At 69.0% G+C, this 19,130-nt stretch carries 14 protein-coding genes; 10 read left to right on the top strand and 4 right to left on the bottom strand.

Annotated features, from left to right (window positions below; translation table 11 throughout):
* Positions 1–64 precede the first annotated feature (64 nt).
* The 3 genes from ydcS to DMX10_RS17765 all read right to left on the bottom strand — a co-directional run bounded on the left by ydcS (position 65) and on the right by DMX10_RS17765 (position 3,815).
* Positions 65–1,216: a putative ABC transporter substrate-binding protein YdcS gene (ydcS, locus tag DMX10_RS17775; protein ID WP_111262317.1), complete on the bottom strand. Its 1,152-nt coding sequence runs from the start codon at positions 1,214–1,216 to the stop codon at positions 65–67.
* A 77-nt stretch (positions 1,217–1,293) separates the two neighbouring features.
* On the bottom strand, positions 1,294–2,799 hold the full coding sequence (locus DMX10_RS17770; protein WP_111262316.1) for a gamma-aminobutyraldehyde dehydrogenase: 1,506 nt from the start codon (positions 2,797–2,799) through the stop codon (positions 1,294–1,296).
* 104 nt (positions 2,800–2,903) lie between these two features.
* Positions 2,904–3,815, bottom strand: coding sequence for a LysR substrate-binding domain-containing protein (locus tag DMX10_RS17765; RefSeq protein ID WP_021217177.1), 912 nt, complete (start codon positions 3,813–3,815; stop codon positions 2,904–2,906).
* Positions 3,816–4,055: 240 nt separating this feature from the next.
* Here DMX10_RS17765 and DMX10_RS17760 point away from each other — a divergent pair, with 240 nt between their 5' ends.
* From DMX10_RS17760 to DMX10_RS17725, 8 genes are all read left to right on the top strand, one after another.
* Positions 4,056–4,766 (top strand): tellurite resistance TerB family protein, encoded by a 711-nt coding sequence (locus tag DMX10_RS17760; protein ID WP_111262315.1) that lies wholly within the window; start codon positions 4,056–4,058, stop codon positions 4,764–4,766.
* Positions 4,767–5,187: 421 nt separating this feature from the next.
* Positions 5,188–6,807 (top strand): methyl-accepting chemotaxis protein, encoded by a 1,620-nt coding sequence (locus tag DMX10_RS17755; RefSeq protein WP_111262337.1) that lies wholly within the window; start codon positions 5,188–5,190, stop codon positions 6,805–6,807.
* 1 nt (position 6,808) lies between these two features.
* Positions 6,809–7,300: a chemotaxis protein CheW gene (locus DMX10_RS17750; protein ID WP_111262314.1), complete on the top strand. Its 492-nt coding sequence runs from the start codon at positions 6,809–6,811 to the stop codon at positions 7,298–7,300.
* Positions 7,297–8,550: a protein-glutamate O-methyltransferase CheR gene (locus DMX10_RS17745; protein WP_111262313.1), complete on the top strand. Its 1,254-nt coding sequence runs from the start codon at positions 7,297–7,299 to the stop codon at positions 8,548–8,550. Before DMX10_RS17750 ends, DMX10_RS17745 begins: the two co-directional genes overlap by 4 nt.
* A complete protein-coding gene (locus tag DMX10_RS17740) occupies positions 8,540–9,223 on the top strand; it encodes a chemotaxis protein CheW (RefSeq protein WP_111262312.1) in 684 nt (227 codons plus the stop codon). Before DMX10_RS17745 ends, DMX10_RS17740 begins: the two co-directional genes overlap by 11 nt.
* Positions 9,220–11,493: a hybrid sensor histidine kinase/response regulator gene (locus DMX10_RS17735; protein ID WP_111262311.1), complete on the top strand. Its 2,274-nt coding sequence runs from the start codon at positions 9,220–9,222 to the stop codon at positions 11,491–11,493. The genes DMX10_RS17740 and DMX10_RS17735 overlap by 4 nt, the downstream gene beginning before the upstream one ends.
* The gene (locus DMX10_RS17730) at positions 11,490–12,479 is read left to right on the top strand and encodes a chemotaxis response regulator protein-glutamate methylesterase (protein WP_111262310.1); all 990 of its coding nucleotides are present in this window, start codon (positions 11,490–11,492) and stop codon (positions 12,477–12,479) included. The genes DMX10_RS17735 and DMX10_RS17730 overlap by 4 nt, the downstream gene beginning before the upstream one ends.
* Before the next feature lie 118 nt (positions 12,480–12,597).
* A complete protein-coding gene (locus tag DMX10_RS17725) occupies positions 12,598–13,626 on the top strand; it encodes a diguanylate cyclase (RefSeq protein ID WP_111262309.1) in 1,029 nt (342 codons plus the stop codon).
* A gap of 272 nt (positions 13,627–13,898) precedes the next feature.
* On the opposite strand, the gene DMX10_RS17720 is transcribed toward DMX10_RS17725, so the two are convergent.
* On the bottom strand, positions 13,899–15,548 hold the full coding sequence (locus DMX10_RS17720) for a GGDEF domain-containing protein (RefSeq protein ID WP_111262308.1): 1,650 nt from the start codon (positions 15,546–15,548) through the stop codon (positions 13,899–13,901).
* Positions 15,549–15,708: 160 nt separating this feature from the next.
* Here DMX10_RS17720 and DMX10_RS17715 point away from each other — a divergent pair, with 160 nt between their 5' ends.
* Both DMX10_RS17715 and xrtQ read left to right on the top strand, forming a co-directional pair.
* Complete coding sequence (locus tag DMX10_RS17715; RefSeq protein ID WP_111262307.1) at positions 15,709–17,748, top strand: VIT and VWA domain-containing protein; 2,040 nt, start codon at positions 15,709–15,711, stop codon at positions 17,746–17,748.
* The gene (gene xrtQ / locus DMX10_RS33450; RefSeq protein ID WP_111262306.1) at positions 17,745–19,082 is read left to right on the top strand and encodes an exosortase Q; all 1,338 of its coding nucleotides are present in this window, start codon (positions 17,745–17,747) and stop codon (positions 19,080–19,082) included. The genes DMX10_RS17715 and xrtQ overlap by 4 nt, the downstream gene beginning before the upstream one ends.
* The last annotated feature ends 48 nt before the right edge of the window (positions 19,083–19,130 follow it).

The following is a 19,130-nucleotide window of genomic DNA, read 5'->3' as shown; positions in this document are numbered from 1 at the left end:
GACGGTGCCATGGCGTGATTCCGCGCCTCGCCTCGTCATCCTCGCGATGCCGGGACCCGGTGAATTACCTGCCGCCCATGATGGCGATGTAGTCCTGGGTCCAGCGGCTATAGGGCACGAACTTGCCGCCCTGGGCCTGCGGGGTCTTCCAGAAGGCGATCTTGTCGAACTGGTCGAAGCCGTTGGTGGCGCAGCCTTCGGCACCGAGCAGCTCGCTGGCCTTGCAGCCGGCGGGAACGGCGGGAAGGGAGCCGAACCAGGCGGCGACGTCACCCTGGACCTTGGGTTCCAGGGACCAGTTCATCCACTTGTAGGCGCAGTTGGGGTGCTTGGCCTCGGCGTGCAGCATGGTGGTGTCGGCCCAGCCGGTGGCACCTTCCTTCGGTACCACGGAGGCGATCGGCTGCTTCTCCAGCTGCAGGGCGTTGACCTGGTACGGCCAGGCGCTGGAGGCGACCACGCCTTCGTTCTTGAAGTCGCTCATCTGCACCGTGGTGTCGTGCCAGTAGCGGTGGATCAGCGCGTGCTGCTTGCGCAGCAGGTCGAGCACGGCGCTGTACTGCTCTTCGTTCAGCTCGTAGGGGTCCTGGATGCCCAGGGCCGGCTGGGTGGCCTTCAGGTAGAGGGCGGCGTCGGCGATGTAGATCGGGCCGTCGTAGGCCTGCACGCGGCCCTTGTTGGCCTTGCCGTCGGGCAGGTCCTGGGCTTCGAAGAGGGTCGCCCAGCTGGTGGGCGCTTCCTTGAAGGTGTTGGTGTTGTACATCAGCACGTTGGGGCCCCACTGGTAGGGCGAGCCGTAGTGCTGGCCGTCCACCGTGTACCAGGGTGCGTCCTTCAGGCGCTCGTCGAGGTTCTTCCAGTTGGGGATCAGCGCGGTGTTGATCGGCTGCACGCGCTTGCCGTAGATCAGGCGCAGCGAGGCGTCGCCGGAGGCGGTGACCAGGTCGTAGCCGCCCTTGGCCATGAGGCTGACCATCTCGTCGGAGGTGGCGGCGGTCTTGACGTTGACCTTGCAGCCGCTGTCCTGCTCGAACTGGCTGACCCAGTCGTAGTTCTTGTCGGTCTGGCCGCGTTCGATGTAGCCGGGCCAGGCGATAATGTCGAGCTGGCCTTCGCCAGTGCCGACTTGTTTCAGAGGCTCGGCGGCCTGCAGGCTGGCGCTGGCCAGCAGGGCGGTGGAGAGCGCACTGAGCAGAGCGGTTTTGCGCGCGGACATTGATGTTCCCTCTTGTTGACTAGTTATTGGTCGGGGCAGTTGAACGTCGTTTCGCGGGCCTTCCGGCCTTTGTTGTTTTAGAAGTCCTGGCCGTGGCGCGCCATGATGTGGCGCACCACGCTGTAGTCCTGCAACGAGTCGCTGGACAGGTCCTTGCCATAGCCGGAGCGCTTCAGCCCGCCGTGGGGCATCTCGCTGGCCAGGGTGAAATGGGTGTTGATCCAGGTGCAGCCGTACTGCAGGCGGTTGGCCAGCTGGAAGGCCTTGTCGAGGTTCTGCGTCCACACCGAGGAAGCCAGGCCGTACTCGGAGTCGTTGGCCCAGTCCAGCGCCTGGTCGAGCTGGTCGAAGCGGGTCACGGTCACCACCGGGCCGAACACTTCGCGCTGGACGATCTCGTCGCCCTGCTTGCAGCCGGCCAGCAGGGTGGGCTGGTAGTAGAAGCCGGCGCCGGAATGCACGGCGGCACCGGTGACGCGCTCGATGTGCGGCTGGCCGAGGGCGCGCTCGACGAAGCTGGCCACGCGGTCGCGCTGGCGCGAGCTGATCAGCGGGCCGATCTCGTTGTCCTGGTCGCGCTTGCGAGCGAAGCGCAGGCTGGAAACAGCGTCGCCCAGTTCACTGACGAGGCGGTCATGGATGCCGGCCTGGGCATAGATGCGGCAGGCGGCGGTGCAGTCCTGCCCGGCGTTGTAGTAGCCGTAGGCGCGCACGCCCTGGACCACGGCCTCGAGGTCGGCGTCGTTGCAGACGATCACCGGCGCCTTGCCGCCCAGCTCCAGGTGGGTGCGCTTGAGGGTGCGGGCTGCGGTCTGGAGGATCTTCTGCCCGGTGACGATGTCGCCGGTGAGCGACACCATGCGCACCTTGGGGTGGCTGACCAGGTGGCTGCCGACGCCTTCGCCGCCGCCGGAGACGATGTTGATCACCCCGGCCGGGAGGATTTCCGCGAGGGCGGGGGCCAGGGCCAGGATCGACAGCGGGGTGTGTTCGGAGGGCTTGAACACCAGGGTGTTGCCCGCCGCCAGCGCCGGGGCGATCTTCCAGGCGGCCATCATCAGGGGGTAGTTCCAGGGCGCGATGGAGGCGACCACGCCCACCGGGTCGCGGCGCACCATGCTGGTGTGGCCGGGCACGTACTCGCCGGCGAGCTGGCCTTGCTGGCAGCGCACGGCACCGGCGAAGAAGCGGAACACGTCGGCGGTGGCGGAAATGTCGTCCTGGCGCGCCAGGTGCAGCGGCTTGCCGCAGTTCAGGGATTCCAGGCGGGCCAGTTGCTCGGCATTGGCCTCCACCGCATCGGCGATGGCCAGCAGGGCGGCGGCGCGCTGCGCGGGTGTGGTGCGGGACCAGCCGGCGAAGGCCTTGTGCGCGGCGAAGACGGCGGCTTCCACCTGCTCGATGGAGGCTTCGGCGATGGTGATCAGGGTTTCCCCGGTGGCGGGGTTGAGGATGGGCTCGGCCAGGCCTTCACCGATGACCAGTTGGCCTCCGATCAGCAAATGGGAATGCAGGGTGGGCGTGCTCGCAGTGCCGGCCATCTTCGGGGCTCTTTTCTTCCTGGGTTTTTGTTCTTCAGTCATGGCTGTGCTCCTGGCGGCGCCCGGCATGACTCTCTTTATAGGAAGCAGAGCCTAGTGGGCGGGCTTGAGGTCGACAAATTCTAAATATTGAAAGTGGCGTTCGATTAAATCGAAGGCTTGCGGGCGTTCGGCTGTTCGCGGGCCAGGGTGAGGAAGGGGTCCACCAGTGCCGGCCGCGCCGTGCCGCGACGCCAGGCCAGGCCCACGTCCAGCGGTTCGCCCAGGTCCACCAGCGGGCGCGCCTCGATGATGTCGCCCTCCAGGGACCAGGGGCGGTAGGTCATGTCCGGCTGGATGGACAGGCCGAGCCCGGCCGCCACCAGGCTGCGCACCGCTTCCACCGAGGCGGTGCGCAGGGTCACCTGGGGCGTGAGCCCGGCGCGGGACCAGATGCGCTGGGTGTGCAGGCCCATCTCGTCGGCGTTGAGCTGGATCAGCGGCTCGCCGGCTACGTCCGCCAGGCTGATGCTGTCGTGCTCCAGCAGCGGGTGCTGGGCGGGCAGCCAGAGGCGGTGGGGCGAGTGGGTGAGGACCTCGGTCTGCAGGGCGTGGCGGTCCTCCAGGTTGGAGAGGATGAGCACGCCGACATCGATCTCGCCGCTCACCAGCAGGTGTTCGATATAGGGGCGCTCGTCCTCCACCACGCGGGTCTTCACGTTGGGGTAGGCGCGCTGGAAGCGGGTGATCAGGTCGGCCAGGTAGTAGCCGGCCACCAGGCTGGTCACGCCGATGGTGAGGCTGCCGGCCACCTGGTCGGTGCTCTGCTGCAGGCTGCGCTTGGCGTTGTCCACGGTCGCCAGGATCAGGTGCGCCTGGCGCAGGAACTGGTGGCCCTGGTGGGTCAGGGACATGCCCTTGGCGTGGCGGTTGAACAGGCTGACGCCGATCTCCTCCTCCAGCTGCTGGATGGCCAGGGTCAGGGTGGACTGGGAGATGAACACCGCCTGTGCGGCGGCGGAGATGGAGCCCGTCTCGGCGACGGCGATGAAGTGGCGGATCTGGCGCAGGGTCATCATGGGGCGGGTTTCCGCAGGTGGAAATGCTGCGCGACAGTATGGTTTATCGAAAATCGAGTGGGTGATTCTTTTTTATCGAATGCTTCTTGTCTTTTGCAGGATGGGCCTGATGTCAGTCCGGCGGTCGGGGCGGGGCCGGCGCAGCGGCAATATCCCGAAGCAATCCGGCGCTCACGTGCCTGGAAACTCGGCGGCTAGAGTGCAGTCCATCAGAAGATTCGCCCACCGAAGGAGGTTGTGATGAACACCCGTGGATTGCTCGATCAACTGCTCAAATCCGGCCAGGACCTGCTGCAACAGAAGACCGGCGGCAAGTCCGGCGGCTTCACAGGCGGTGGCTCCGGCGGCGTGGGCGGCAACCTCGGCAGCCTGCTCGGCGGCGCCGGTGGCGGCGCGCTGGCGGCCGGTGCGCTGGGCCTGCTGCTGGGCAACAAGAGCGCCCGCAAGCTGGGCGGCAAGGCATTGACCTATGGCGGCCTGGCCGCGCTGGGCGTGCTGGCCTACAAGGCCTACGGCAACTGGCAGGCCAAGCAGGCCAACGCGCCCCAGGGCGAGCCGCAGACCCTCGACCGCCTGCCTGCGCCCCAGGCCGAGCAGCACAGCCAGGCCATCCTCAAGGCGCTCGTGGCGGCGGCCAAGGCCGATGGCCATGTCGACGCCCGCGAGCGCCAGCTGATCGAAGGCGAGCTGGGCAAGCTGACCCGGGATGCCGAGCTGCAGTCCTGGCTGGAGCTGGAGTTGAACAAGCCGCTGGACCCCGCCGACGTGGCCCGTGCCGCACGCACGCCGGAAATGGCCGCGGAGATGTACCTCGCCAGCGTGCTGATGGTGGACGAGGAGCACTTCATGGAGCGCGCCTACCTCGACGAGCTGGCCCGCCAGCTCAAGCTCGACCCCGCGCTCAAGGCCGAGCTGGAAGGGCAGGTCCGCCAGGAATTGCAGGGCAGCTAGGTCCCTGCAGAGGTGCCTGCACGTCCGATCGCGAATGAACTGGCTCCTGCAGGGGGCCGCTGTGCGCCGTTGGGCGACTGAAGTCGCCCCTGCAGCGCCCGGCGGGTGGGCATGACCGCTGCGTAGGGTGGAGGTCGCCCTTGGCCTCCACCAGGCGGAGCCGGGCCCTGACACCCATGATGGGCTTCGCGGTGCTCGCCGAATGGCGATGGCCTTGCTCGGCTGTGGCACCGCCCATCCCCCCAACACGCCCGGCACGATTTCTCGTTTCTGCCAGACTTCCAGGCGGGCCCGCCAAAGGGCCGATGCCCCGTTGCGCTTTGTCTTGCAAGGACGTGGGGCGAGTCTCTAGAGTCGCCGCTCAATGACGCGCGCGATGTCCGGCGCGGTAAGCGACAAGGTCTGGCAAGCGGGGGTCTACGTGAAGAACTGGTCGGTGCGGCTAAGAATCCAGGCGAGTTTCGCCATCATCATCGCGATCATGGTGCTCATGGCCGTCACTTCCTATATGCGCTTGTTCACGGTGCAGAAGGGGGCGGAGCGCCTGGCGCAGGACGCCATGCCCGGCATGTTCCTCATCACCCAGGTACGCAGTGCCTGGACCGATGTGTTCATCCAGACCCTGGAGCGCGTGGGTGCCTCCGACCAGCCGCTGGAGAAGGTCGACCTGGACAACCTGCGCCTGCTCGACGAACGGCTCGACGGTGTCGTGGCCGACTACCGCAAGACCGTCCGCGACGACAACGACCTGGCGCTCCTGGAGAGCTTCAACCAGAGCCGCAAGCGCTATGACGCGGTCCTTTCCACGGTTATCGAGTTGCACCAGCAGAAGCGACTGGGCGAAGCCCGCTCGCTGCTCACCGGCGACCTCACCAAGCTGTGGAACGACGGACGCAATGGCCTGACCGAGCTCATCAGTTACAACCGCAAGACCGCCGAGGAGGCGACCGGCAACATCGTCGACGCCGCGCGCAATGCCGAGCTGAGCATGATCGTCTCGGTGCTCCTGGCCGTCGCCGCCGCTTTCGTCTGTGGAGCCTTGCTGGTGCGGGCCATCACCGAGCCGGTGCAGCGCGTGGTGCAGAACCTCCAGGCGCTCGCCTCGGGCGATCTCACCGCGCGCCTGCACCTTGGCCGCAAGGATGAGTTCGACTCCATCGAGACGGGCTTCAACAGCATGGCGGAGGAGTTGAAGAGCCTGGTATCCCAGGCCCAGCGGTCCTCGGTGCAGGTCACCACCTCGGTGACCGAGATTGCCGCGACCACGCGCCAGCAGCAGGCAACCGCCACCGAGACGGCGGCCACCACTACGGAAATCGGTGCCACGTCACGTGAGATCGCCGCCACGTCGCGGGACCTGGTGCGCACCATGACCGAGGTTTCCGGCGCCGCCGAGCAGACCTCCACCCTGGCCGGCTCCGGCCAGCTGGGCCTGGCGCGAATGGAGGAGACCATGCACCAGGTGATGGGCGCCGCCGACCTGGTCAACGCCAAGCTGGCGATCCTCAACGAGAAGGCCGGCAACATCAACCAGGTGGTCACCACCATCGTCAAGGTCGCGGATCAGACCAACCTGCTTTCCCTCAACGCCGCCATCGAGGCGGAGAAGGCCGGCGAATACGGCCGCGGGTTCGCCGTGGTGGCGACCGAGGTGCGCCGCCTGGCCGACCAGACGGCCGTGGCCACCTACGACATCGAGCAGATGGTGCGCGAGATCCAGTCTGCCGTCTCCGCCGGGGTGATGGGCATGGACAAGTTCTCCGAGGAGGTGCGCCGCGGCATGTCCGAGGTCGGCCAGGTCGGCGAGCAGCTGTCGCAGATCATCCAGCAGGTGCAGGCCCTGGCGCCGCGTGTGCAGATGGTCAACGAAGGCATGCAGGCGCAATCCACCGGCGCCGAACAGATCAACCAGGCCCTGGTGCAGCTGGGCGAGGCTTCGGGGCAGACGGTGGAGTCCCTGCGCCAGGCCAGCTCCGCGATCGATGAGCTCAACCACGTCGCCCAGGGCCTGCGGGCCGGCGTCAGCCGCTTCAAGGTCTGAGATGACGACCCGCGCGACTGGCCAGCAGCCCCGTCGTGGGCAGCTCTACCTGCTGTTCGGCATGGGCAGCGACCGCTATGCCCTGGACGTACGCGACGTGCTGGAGGTGATGCCCCTGCGCCGTCTCAAGCGCCTGCCCGAGGCGCCTGCCTGGGTGGCCGGCGTCTTCGACTGGCGCGGTACACCAGTGCCGGTTCTGGATCTCGGCGCCCTGGCTTTCGACGAGCCCGCCCGCCCGCGTACCAGTACCCGGCTGGTGATGGTGCGCTACGCCGGACATAGCCTCGGCCTGGTCCTGGAGCAGGCCACCGAGACCCTGCGCTGCCAACCCGAGGCGTTCCAGGACTACGGGCTGGATGGGGGCGAGGCGCGTTACCTGGGGCCGGTTTTCCGCACTGCACAAGGGCTGGTGCAGCGTGTCGAGATCGCCGAGCTGCTCGGTGAAGAGGCACGCGCGCTGCTGTTCCCGGCCGATGCGGAGGCCGCATCATGACCCCGCGCTTCGAGCGTCTGCTCAAGGAGCGCATCGGCCTTGACGTCGAATCGGTCGGCCGCGAGCTGGTGGAGCGCGCCATACGCCTGCGCATGCAGGCCAGTGGTTGCCGGGACGTGGACGAGTACTGGCTGAGCCTGGAATCGTCCCACGGCGAGCAGCAGGCCCTGGTCGAGGCCGTCGTGGTCCCCGAGACCTGGTTCTTCCGCTACCCCGAGTCTTTCGTGGCCCTGGCCCGGCTGGCCTTCGAGCGCCTGCCGCGCCTCGCCTCCGGGCGCCCGCTGCGGGTGCTGAGCCTGCCCTGCTCCAGTGGCGAGGAGCCGTACTCCATCGTCATGGCGCTGCTCGATGCAGGCTTTGCCCCGGCACTATTCCAGGTGGATGCGCTGGACGTCAGCGAGAAGGTGCTGGAGCGCGCGCGCCAGGCCGTCTACGGGCGCAACTCGTTCCGTGGCGAGGAACTGGGCTTCCGTGATCGCCACTTCCTGGCCGTCGAGGAGGGCCACGTCCTCACCGAGCAGGTCCGGCGCAAGGTGAACTTCCGCCACGGCAACCTGCTGGGGCCGGGCCTGTTGGCGGGCGAGGCGCCCTATGACTTCGTGTTCTGTCGCAACCTGCTGATCTACTTCGACCGGCCCACCCAAAGCCAGGTGTTGGCGGTGCTCAAGCGTCTGATGTGTCCTGACGGGGCGCTGTTCGTCGGTCCTGCCGAAGCCAGCCTGCTGAGCCAGGACGGCATGCGTGCGCTGGATCTGCCGCAGTCTTTCGTGTTCCTGGCGGGCGTGGCCAGGGCGCCACGCGCCGTCGCGCCGAGTCCACGGGTCGCTTCCGCTCCGGTGCCTGCCCCGGCCCCTGCCCCACGAAGGGCTGCCCCGCCAGCGTTCCGCCCGGCGCCCGTTGCCCCGCGCCCGGCACCGGTCGGGCGCGGCCAGGAGGCCGCTGGCGAGCTGTTGGAGATCGCCCGGCTGGCCAACGGCGGCAACAGCATCGAGGCCCGCGCCGCCTGCGAGCGCCACCTGGCCGCCCATGGCCCTTCGGCGGCGGTGTTCTACTGGCTGGGCCTGCTCTGCGATGTGGCCGGCCAGCAGCGCGAGGCGCAGGACTACTACCGCAAGACCCTCTACCTGGAGCCCGGGCATGCCGAGGCCCTGGCCCACCTGGCGGCGCTGCTCGCCGCGCGCGGCGACCTGGCGGGGGCCAGGCGGTTGCAAGAGCGCGCCAGCCGTGGAGTGAGCGACCATGATCGATAGCCGCGTCATACGCCTCGACGACAGCACGCAGGCGCCCATCGACGACTGCTGGAACCGTATCGGCGTGCACGGCGACAAGAGCTGCGAACGCCTGCAGGCGCATATCCACTGCCGCAACTGCGAGGTGCATGCGCTGGCGGCCACCCGGCTGCTGGACCGCTATGCGCTGCACCGCGAGGTGGAAGAGGAGCAGGCGTCCGCTGAGGAGGACCTCGGCGAGACCCGTTCGACGCTGGTCTTCCGTCTCGGGGACGCCTGGCTGGGGCTCGCCACGCGACAGCTGGTCGAAGTGGCGCCCCAGTCGTTGATCCACTCCCTGCCGCACCAGCGCTCCCTCGGCCTGCTCGGGGTAACCAACGTGCGCGGCGCGCTGGTCGCCTGCCTGTCGCTGGTGGAAGTGCTTGGCCTGGAAGCGGGGGGCGGCGTGGTGACGGAGCGCCGCGTGGTGCCGCGCATGCTCATCGTCGCCAGCGGGGACGGCCCCGTGGTGACGCCGGTGGATGAGGTCGACGGGATTCATGCCATCCCCCTGCACGCCGTGCTGGAAGGGGGCCGCGGCACCGCCCAGGTAGCCCGCCCCTTCGCCGCCGGCGTGGTGCAGTGGCGAGGGCGCAGTATCACCCTGCTGGACGAGGCGATGCTGCAGCAGGCCATCGCCAGGAGCCTCGGATGACCCCGGACCAGATGCGCGATGCGTCGTTGCTGGAACTGTTCAAGCTGGAGGCCGAGGCGCAGACCCAGGTGCTCAGTAGTGGGCTGATGGTGCTGGAGCGCAACCCGCGCCAGGCCGACCAGCTCGAAGCCTGCATGCGCGCCGCCCACTCGCTCAAGGGGGCTGCGCGCATCGTCGGCATCGAGGCTGGCGTGCGCATCGCCCACGTGATGGAAGACTGCCTGGTGGGCGCCCAGGAGGGGCGCCTGCAGTTGCAGTCCGAGCATGTCGACGCGTTGTTGCAGGGCTCCGACCTGCTGCTGCGCCTGGGCTCGGCGGCGGGTGCCGACTGGGCCGACAAGGACGGTCGCGCGCAGATCGATGCCCTGGTGGAGCGTCTGCAGGCCTTGGCCAGCGGGCAGCGCGTGGCCCCTCGCGAGCCGGGCGCCCGCTACGAGCCGGTTGCCGAATCCGTGGTCCTGCCCACCGTGGCGGCACCCGAGGAGGAGCACCTGGCATCCGCTCCAGCGACCGGCGAGAGCCGGGACCGGGTGCTGCGGGTGAGCGCCGAACGCCTCGATCACCTGCTGGATATCTCCAGCAAGTCGCTGGTGGAGTTCCAGCGCATCAAGCCCCTGGGGGATGCGTTGCAGCGCCTCAAGCGCCTGCAGGCCAGCGCGGCACGCACGCTCGACGGGGTGCGCGAGGCGGTGCAGGACGACGCTATGGACGCCCCCTCCCGCGCCATGCTGGCCGAGGCCAGGCAGTTGCTCGGCGAGTGCCAGCAGATGCTCGCCCGGCACATGGCCGACCTCGATGAGTTCGGCTGGCAGGGTGGCCAGCGCGCGCAGTTGATGTACGACGCTGCGCTGGCCTCGCGCATGCGCCCGTTCGCCGATGTGCTCGTCGGCCAGGCCCGCATGCTGCGCGATCTCGGCCGTTCCCTCGGCAAGCAGGTGCGCCTGGACATAGAAGGCGAGAACACCCAGGTCGACCGCGATGTGCTGGAGAAGCTCGAAGCGCCGCTCACCCACCTGCTGCGCAATGCCGTGGACCATGGCATCGAGAGCCCCGCGCAGCGAATCGCCCGTGGCAAGCCGGAGGAAGGGCGCATCCTCCTCAGCGCGCGCCACCACGCCGGCATGCTGGTGCTGGAGCTGCGTGACGATGGCGCCGGGGTCGACCTGGAGCGCCTGCGTGCTGCGGTCATCGAACGCGGCTTCGCCAACGCCGAGACCGGCGCGCGACTGAGCGAGGAGGAACTGCTGGCCTTCCTCTTCCTGCCCGGCTTCAGCATGCGCGGGCAGGTCACCGAGGTGTCCGGTCGCGGTGTCGGGCTGGATGCCGTGCAGCACATGGTCCGTCAGTTGCGCGGTGGCGTGCGCATGGAGCAGCGCCAGGGCGAAGGCACCCGCTTTCATCTGGAGGTGCCGCTGACCCTGTCGGTGGTACGCAGCCTGGTCGTGGAAATCGGCGGCGAGGCCTATGCCTTCCCCCTGGCGCACATCGAGCGCATGACCCGCGTGCCCGCCGAGGCCTTGGTGCAACTCGAAGGCCGCCAGCATTTCTGGCATGAAGAGCGGCATGTCGGCCTGGTAGCCGCCAGCCAGATATTGCAACGCCCGGAGGGCGATGCCGGCGGGGACGGCCTGGCGGTGGTGCTGGTGCGGGAGCGTGAGGCGCTCTACGGCATCGTCGTCGACCGCTTCATCGGCGAGCGCACCCTGGTGGTGATGCCGCTGGACCCGCGCCTGGGCAAGGTCCAGGACGTTTCCGCCGGCGCGCTGCTGGACGATGGCACGCCGGTGCTGATCCTCGATGTCGAGGACATGCTCAAGTCGGTCGGCAAGCTGCTCGGCAGCGGCCGCCTGGAACGTGTCGGCGGCCTGTCCCGGCAGGGCGCCGGCCATCGACGCAAGCGGGTGCTGGTGGTGGATGACTCGCTCACCGTGCGCGAGCTGGAGCGCAAGCTGCTGCTCGGCCGTGGCTACGAAGTGGCGGTGGCGGTGGATGGCATGGACGGCTGGAACGCATTGCGTTCGGAAGCCTTCGACCTGCTGATCACCGACATCGACATGCCGCGCATGGACGGCATCGAGCTGGTGACCCTGGTGCGCCGCGACAGCCGGCTGCAATCGCTGCCGGTGATGGTGGTGTCCTACAAGGACCGTGAAGAAGACCGGCGCCGTGGCCTGGATGCCGGCGCCGACTACTATCTGGCCAAGGCCAGTTTCCACGACGAGGCGTTGCTTGACGCGGTGGTCGTGCTGATCGGAGAGGCACAGGGATGAGGATAGGAATCGCCAATGACATGCCCCTGGCGGTCGAGGCGCTGCGTCGCGCCCTGGCCCGCGAGCCGGCTCACCAGATCGTCTGGATCGCGGGCAACGGCGCCGAAGCGGTGCGTTTCTGCCAGGAAGACACCCCGGACCTGGTGCTGATGGACCTGCTGATGCCGGAGATGGATGGCACCGAGGCGACCCGGCGGATCATGGCCCAATCCCCCTGCGCCATCCTCATCGTCACCGTCGACAAGGAGCAGAACATCCACCGTGTGTTCGAGGCGATGGGCCAGGGCGCCCTGGACGCCGTGGACACGCCCGCCCTGGGCGCCGACCACGAGCGCGACGCCTCGGCACTGCTGCGCAAGATACAGAACATAGGCTGGCTGATCGGGCAGCGCGTGGGCAGTCGCGGGGCTCGCGAGCCCTCGTGCCGGCAGTTGGTGGCCATCGGTGCCTCGGCCGGCGGGCCCGCGTCCCTGGCGCAGTTGCTCAAGCAGTTGCCGGCCGACTTCGCGCCGGCGGTGATGCTGGTGCAGCACGTCGACGAGACCTTCGCCGCCGGCATGGCCGAGTGGCTGGGCAGCGAGTCCAGCCTGCCGGTGCGCCTGGCTCGCGAGGGCGATCAGCCGCAACCCGGCCACGTGATGCTGGCGGGCACCAATAACCACATGCGCCTGCTGCGCAATGGTGAGCTGGCCTATACCGAGGAGCCTCGCAGCCACGTCTACCGGCCTTCCATCGACGTGTTCTTCGACAGCCTGGTGGCGCATTGGCGGGGCGATGCGGTGGGCGTGTTGCTCACCGGCATGGGCCGCGATGGTGCGCAGGGGCTCAAGGCCATGCGTGACCGGGGCTTTCTCACCATTGCCCAGGACCAGGCGAGCAGCGCCGTATACGGCATGCCCAAGGCGGCGGCAGCGCTGGATGCCGCCGTGGAAATCCTGCCCTTGCAGCGGATCGCACCGAGGCTCGTGGAAGCGTTCTCGCGATGATGGCTGCCCGGGGCGACAGTATTTTTTGGCGGCGGCCTACCTGTGACACGCATTATCATGGGCCGCGCACTCGATGCAGTGTGCGTGTCGCGTAAGGCCCGTGGGCCCGGAGAACGTTATGCATTACCCCTATCGCAATCAGGCCGAAATGCACTCGATTACCGAGAACAAGGTGATGGTGCTGCTGGTCGATGATCAGGCGATGATCGGCGAGGCGTTGCGCCGCGCCCTGGCCGATGAAGCCGGAATCGACTTCCATTTCTGTGCGGACCCGCAGACGGCCGTCGAGGTCGCCCGGCAGATAAGGCCGACGGTGATCCTCCAGGACCTGGTGATGCCCGGCGTGGACGGCATCAGCCTGCTGGCCGACTATCGCGCCGCCGCCGAGCTGCGTGACGTGCCCATCATCGTGCTGTCGACCCGTGACGACGCCGCGGTCAAGAGCACCGCATTCGCCGCCGGCGCCAACGACTACCTGGTCAAGCTGCCCGACTCCATCGAGCTGGTGGCACGCATCCGCTACCACTCGCGCTCCTACCTCGCCCTGCAACAGCGCGACGAGGCCTACCGTGCCCTGCGCGAGAGCCAGCAGCAGTTGCTGGAGGCCAACCTGGTGCTGCAGCGGCTGATGAACTCCGACGGCCTCACCGGCCTGTCCAACCGCCGTCACTTCGACGAGTACCTGGAAATGGAATGGCGCCGTGCCTTCCGCGAGCAGACCTCGTTGTCCCTGCTGATGATCGATGTGGACTATTTCAAGGGCTACAACGATCACTTCGGCCATGTCGCCGGGGATGATGCCCTGCGCCGCGTGGCCGAGACCCTGCGCGAGTCCTGCACGCGTTCCTCCGACCTGGCCGCGCGCTATGGCGGCGAGGAGTTCGCCATGGTCCTGCCGGGCACTTCCAGCGGCGGCGCCCGCCTGCTGGCGGAAAAGGTACGGCGTGCGGTAGAGGCTCTGGCCATCCCCCATGACCTGCCCCAGGACGGGGCCTCGCTGAGCGTGAGCATCGGCGTCTCGACCCTCACGCCCAAGGCTGGCCAGGTATCGCTGTTGCTGGTGGATCTCGCCGACCAGGGGCTCTACACGGCCAAGAACAACGGTCGCAACCAGGTGGGGCTGGTTGCCGATGCGCCCGGCACATAGCCATTTCGTGCGCCGCCGGGAGAACCGCCCCGCTCTCGTGGGGGCGGACTCATTCGCGAACGGTCTTCCCCGGGCGCATCGTCCTTTTGCAGTACGCCCGTCGATGCGGCGCCTCGAAAAAGCCGGTGTAGGTAAAAGGCGACCTCCACCCTAGGTATCGATCAGGTCCACAGGGTGGGCCGACCTTGCAGGGGCGACTTCGGTCGCCAGGCGGCATCTGGCGCCGCCGCTCTGCGCGGGGCGAATGCCGGTCTCCCCGATTCCCGTGGCCTTCACGCCGAGCGCTCGCCCTGCGGCGGCCGCGCGCCATGGAACACCACCCGGTTGCGTCCTTCGTGCTTGGCGCGGTAGAGCGCCTGGTCGGCCAGCTCCAGGGCCTCGCCCAATTGCGCGGAGTCCTGGGGCCAGAGGGCGCCGCCGATGCTGCAGCCGATGTTCAGGCGCAGTTCGCCCAGCTGGATGGGGTCGCCCAGTGACTGCAGGGTACGCAGCGCCACCTGGCGGGCCTGCTGGGCGGCCTCGCCTTCCGGGACCTGGAGGATCATCAGGAACTCGTCCCCGCCAAGCCGCGCCACCAGGTCGCCTTCGCGCAGGCTGGCGCGCATGCGGGCGGCGGCCTCGCGCAGTACCTGGTCGCCCACCGAGTGGCCGTGGTTGTCGTTGACCGGCTTGAAACCGTCCAGGTCGAGGTAGAGCAGGGCCAGGGAGCTCTTGCCCAGCTGGCTGCGCTGCTGCACGCGGGGCAGGTGTTTTTCCAGGGCGGTGCGGTTGGGCAGGCCGGTGAGCGGGTCGTGGTGGGCGAGGCTTTCCATCAGGCCCAGGGCGTTCTGCTGCTGGGTCAGGCTTTCCACCAACTGGCGGATCGATTGGCTGAGGGTGCGGATCTCGCGGGTGCCCTGGTCGTCGGGTATCACCGCGATCTCGCCGGCTCGCAGGCGGTCCGCCGCGGCGGCGATCTCCCGCAGCGGCCGGGTGATGCGCCCGGCCAGGACCCAGCCGATGAAGGCGAAGATCACCGCCAGGGCCGCGCCCCAGATATAGATGTCGCGCTGCAGTTCCACCGAGGGGGCGAAGGCTTCCTCGACCGATTGCCGGGCGATCACCGTCCAGCCCAGGCCCTTGTAGTCCTGGTAGCCGGTGCTGCGGGCGAAACCGGTGAGCCAGGTGCCGCCATCGGGCCATTCCTGAACCCGCCAGTAGTGGGTGTCGCCCTGGTCGAGGGCGGCCAGGTGCAGGCGCTGACCGATCATGGCGCGCGGGCCGAGGAGCACGGTGCGGTCGCTGCCGATGATGAAGAACTCGACCTTGCGCCGTTGCTGCATGGGTTCGAGCAGCGAGCGGCGCACATCGTCGGCCCAGGCCCAGGACAGGTGCGAGGCGAGCACCCCGACCGTGGCGCCGTCCAGGCCCTTCACCGGCATGGCGATGTCGACGAACTTCATCGCCTCGCCGGTGGGGTTGGGCAGCAGCTTGGCCAGCAGCACGGCTTCGTGCACGTCGCCGATGAACAGGCCCTTGATGCCGTTGATGTACACCGGGCGCTGGCTGAGGCTGGCGCCTTCGAGTACGCCGTTGCTGGAGGCCAGCACGGTGCCGGCCGGGTCGGTGTAGCCGATCCAGGCGATCTCGTGCAGTTCGTGCTGCAGGCTGTCGAGCAGGCCGCGGACCTGGGCGATGTCGTCGGGCTGGCGCAATGCGCGCAGCTGGCTGAACACCTGCAGCACCTTGGCGCGGTCGGCCATGTCGCGGTCCAGGCGGTCGATCATCTGGAAGGAGACTTCCGCCAGGTCCTGGCCGATCTCCTCGCGCATGCGCAGGCTGGAGTCGTGGCCGATCAGGGTGCCCAGCAGCCAGCACAGCGCGCCTACCAGCAGGGCGACGAGCAGGGCGATACGGCTGCGCAGGCTGTGCGTGGCTTGCATGGGGAATCTCCGGAGGGCGGGCGAGGGCTGCGGGGCCGCACTGAAAGCTTAGCCCAGCGGCGGCGGGGCCATTTCCACACAATCTCCACGGGCGCTGCAAATTGCGTCCACACAGGGGCGGGAACATGGCTGCACGAACATTTTTCCTGGAGTGCGCCGCATGTATCGCCTGTCCCTGCCTTCCCTTTCGCCCGGCCGCTGGCTGCTGGCGTTGTTCCTCGCCCTGGTCGGCGTGGCACCGTGCCTGGCCGAGGATGCCTCGGAGCGCGGCGAGAGCCCCTATTTCGCCGTGGACAACGCCGAGCCGGGCGTCGACGGCCTGCCGCTGAAGTCCACCCGCGTGGAGGTGCAGGTGCTGGGCGTGATCGCCAACGTCAAGGTCATCCAGCAGTACCGCAACGAGGGGGCGCGGGCCCTGGAGGCGCGCTATGTGTTCCCCGGCTCCACCCGTGCGGCGGTGCACGGCCTGACCGTGCGCCTGGGCGACCGTGAGCTGCAGGCGCAGATCCGCGAGAAGCAGAGCGCCCAGCGCGAGTACCAGGAGGCGAAGAGCGCTGGCAAGACCGCCGCGCTGCTGGAGCAGGAGCGCGCCAATGTGTTCCAGATGAGCGTGGCCAATATCCTCCCGGGCGACGTGGTGGACGTGGAGCTGCGCTACACCGAGCTGCTGCTGCCCACCGACGGCACCTACCACTTCGTCTTCCCGACCGTGGTCGGGCCGCGCTACAACGGCGCGCCGGGGCAGGAGAGCCACAAGGCCGAGGCGTGGAGCTCCACGCCGCACCTGGCCGAGGGCGACCCCGGTCGCAGCGCCTTCTCGATGCAGGTCGACCTGCAGTCGCCCACCGCCATCGGCGAGGTCGCCTCGCGCACCCATCGCATCGTCCGGCAGGTGGTCGCGCCCCGGCACACCCGGGTGACCCTGGAGGAGGGGCAGGGGCCGGGCAACGACCGCGACTTCATCCTCGACTACCGCCTGGGCAGCGAGGTGTTCGAGAGCGGCGTGCTGCTCGCCCGTGGCGCCGAGGAGAACTTCTTCCTGGCCATGGTGGCGCCGCCGGCCGCGGTGAAGCCCGGCAGCATCGTGCCGCGCGAGTACATCTTCGTGGTGGATATCTCCGGCTCCATGCACGGCTTCCCGCTGGATACCACCAAGGTCCTGCTGCGCCGCCTGGTCGGCGGCCTGCGCCCGGTGGACAGCTTCAACGTGCTGCTGTTCTCCGGCAGCAGCAGCCTGCTGGCGCCGCAGTCGCAGCCAGCCACCAAGGCCAACATCGAGCAGGCGCTGGTGATGCTCGACACCCAGATGGGCAGCGGCGGCACCGAGCTGCTGCCGGCCTTGCGCCAGGCGCTGGCGATGCCGGCGGATGCCGAGCGCTCGCGCAGCTTCGTGGTGGTCACCGATGGCTACGTGACGGTGGAAACCGAGGCCTTCGAGCTGGTGCGCAAGAACCTCGGCAAGGCCAACCTGTTCGCCTTCGGCATCGGCAGCTCGGTGAACCGCGAGCTGATCGAGGGCCTGGCCCGGGCCGGGCAGGGCGAGCCCTTCGTGGTGCTCGACGACAGCTCGGCGCAGGCCGAAGCCGAGCGCCTGCGGCGGATGATCGACTCGCCCGTGCTGGTGCACCCGAAGCTGTCGTTCAGCGGCCTGGAAACCTACGACGTCGAACCGGTGGCGCTGCCGGACCTGTTCGCCCAGCGCCCGCTGGTGATGTTCGGCAAGTGGCGCGGCGAGCCCCGTGGCGTGCTGCAGGCCGAAGGTATGGCCGCCAGCGGCCCGTGGCGCACCGAGGTGCCGATCGAGGCGGGCAAGGTGATCGAGGGTGACCAGGCGTTGACCCATCTGTGGGCGCGGCACCGCATCGCCTCGCTGGTGGACCAGGAAAGCCTGGACGGCGGCTTCGGCTACAGCCAGCAGATCCTCGACCTCGGTCTGAAGTACGGCCTGCTGACCCCCTACACCTCGTTCATCGCGGTGGACCAGGTGGTGCGTAACCCCGACCCCGCCGGCAGCACCACGGTCAAGCAGCCGCTGCCGTTGCCCCAGGGTGTGAGTGCGCAGGCCATCGGCACCGCCGGCGCGGCTCCCGCCACCGCCGCCCTGCAGGTATCGAGCACGCCGGAGCCGGGCACCTGGGCGATGCTGGCACTGGCGTTGCTGGGCATGGGCTGGGCGACGCGCCGCCAGGTGCGGGGGTGAAGGCTCGCGCACTGCCGGGCTGGGCCTGGCTGCTGCCACCGGTGCTGGCGCTGTGGCCGGTGTGGCTGTGGAGCTTGCGGCGCATGGGCGACGGCTCGGACGACCCCTACGGGGTGGTTGCGCTGATCGCCCTGCTGCTGGGCCTGGGGCGTGAGCGCCGGGGCTTTTCGGCGGTGCCCCGGCGCGGGTGGTTGCTGGTGTCGCTGGGGCTGGCGCTCCTCGGCAGCGCGCTGATCCCGGCGCTGGGGCGTGGCGTGCTCGCGGTGCTGGCGGTGATCGCCACCACCCTGGCGCTGCGCCGCCCGGGCCAGCCGGTGCTGGCATGGCTGGGGCTGGGGTTGCTGGCGCTGCCGATCCTCTCGTCGCTGCAGTTCTTCGCCGGCTATCCGCTGCGCCTGGTCACCGCCGAAGCCAGCCTCTGGCTGCTGCGCGGGCTGGGGCGGGAGGTGCTGCGCCAGGGCACGGCGCTGGAAGTGGGCGGGCAACTGGTGATGGTGGATGCGCCCTGCTCGGGCGTGCACATGGCCTGGGTGGCCTACTTCACGGCCTTCGCCACTGCCGCCTGGCTGCGCCTCGGCGACGGGCAACTCCTGCGACGCCTGCCGTGGATCGGGCTGCTGGTGCTGGGGGGCAACAGCCTGCGCAACACCCTGCTGGTGCTGCAGGAGACCGGGCAGGCGGGCTGGCCCGGCTGGATGCACGAGGCCACCGGGCTGGTGGTGTTCGTCGGCGTCTGCGCGCTGGTGCTGCGCACCGTGGCGGCAGGGCAGGGTGCAGGCGTGCCGCTGCCGGCGGCGAGCGTGGCCACGGCGTCGCCCTGGCAGGGCGGTCGCGCTCTGGTGGCCGGGGCGTTCCTGTTGCTGGGGCTGGCCGCGCTGCCGGGGCGGGCTGTCGTGGAGGCGTCGCCGGACTCGGCCTTCGTCGAATGGCCGCAGCGCTTCGACGGCGAACGGCTGCGCCCCCTGGCACTCTCGAAGGTGGAGCAGCGCTTCGCCGAGCAGTTCCCCGGCGCCATCGCCCGCTTCAGCACGGGCTCGCGGGTGGTCACCCTGCGCCATGTCACGGCGCCCACGCGCAAGCTGCACCCGGCTGCCGACTGCTACCAGGGCCTGGGTTACGTGATTCGCGCCATCGCCTTGCGCCAGCGACCCGGCAACCGCGGGCTGCAGCGCTGTTTCGTCGCCGAGGGGCGTGGGCCGGCGCAGCAGGTCTGCGAGTACATCGAGGACGCCGCCGGGCAGAGCTTCAGCGACAATTCCGCCTGGTACTGGGCGGCGCTCAGCGGCGCCTCCACCGGGCCCTGGCGGGCGGTGACGGTGGCCGAAGCGCTCTAGCGCGGACAGTGGTCGGGCGGGCTGCCCGGCCGGTTTCGAGTCGGGTAT

This window comes from Pseudomonas sp. 57B-090624, assembly GCF_003234055.1.
GTDB lineage: Bacteria > Pseudomonadota > Gammaproteobacteria > Pseudomonadales > Pseudomonadaceae > Metapseudomonas > Metapseudomonas tohonis.
This window is presented reverse-complemented; position numbering and strand designations above follow the sequence as displayed.

What these genes read in the sequence shown, in the direction of transcription:
- DMX10_RS17770 (WP_111262316.1), bottom strand. Translation starts at nt 2,799, where the DNA reads ATGACTGAAGAACAAAAACCCAGGAAGAAAAGAGCCCCGAAGATGGCC.
- DMX10_RS17725 (WP_111262309.1), top strand. Translation starts at nt 12,598, where the DNA reads ATGCATTACCCCTATCGCAATCAGGCCGAAATGCACTCGATTACCGAG.
- DMX10_RS17765 (WP_021217177.1), bottom strand. Translation starts at nt 3,815, where the DNA reads ATGATGACCCTGCGCCAGATCCGCCACTTCATCGCCGTCGCCGAGACG.
- ydcS (WP_111262317.1), bottom strand. Translation starts at nt 1,216, where the DNA reads ATGTCCGCGCGCAAAACCGCTCTGCTCAGTGCGCTCTCCACCGCCCTG.
- DMX10_RS17760 (WP_111262315.1), top strand. Translation starts at nt 4,056, where the DNA reads ATGAACACCCGTGGATTGCTCGATCAACTGCTCAAATCCGGCCAGGAC.
- DMX10_RS17735 (WP_111262311.1), top strand. Translation starts at nt 9,220, where the DNA reads ATGACCCCGGACCAGATGCGCGATGCGTCGTTGCTGGAACTGTTCAAG.
- DMX10_RS17745 (WP_111262313.1), top strand. Translation starts at nt 7,297, where the DNA reads ATGACCCCGCGCTTCGAGCGTCTGCTCAAGGAGCGCATCGGCCTTGAC.
- DMX10_RS17730 (WP_111262310.1), top strand. Translation starts at nt 11,490, where the DNA reads ATGAGGATAGGAATCGCCAATGACATGCCCCTGGCGGTCGAGGCGCTG.
- DMX10_RS17715 (WP_111262307.1), top strand. Translation starts at nt 15,709, where the DNA reads ATGTATCGCCTGTCCCTGCCTTCCCTTTCGCCCGGCCGCTGGCTGCTG.
- DMX10_RS17750 (WP_111262314.1), top strand. Translation starts at nt 6,809, where the DNA reads ATGACGACCCGCGCGACTGGCCAGCAGCCCCGTCGTGGGCAGCTCTAC.
- DMX10_RS17720 (WP_111262308.1), bottom strand. Translation starts at nt 15,548, where the DNA reads ATGCAAGCCACGCACAGCCTGCGCAGCCGTATCGCCCTGCTCGTCGCC.
- DMX10_RS17740 (WP_111262312.1), top strand. Translation starts at nt 8,540, where the DNA reads ATGATCGATAGCCGCGTCATACGCCTCGACGACAGCACGCAGGCGCCC.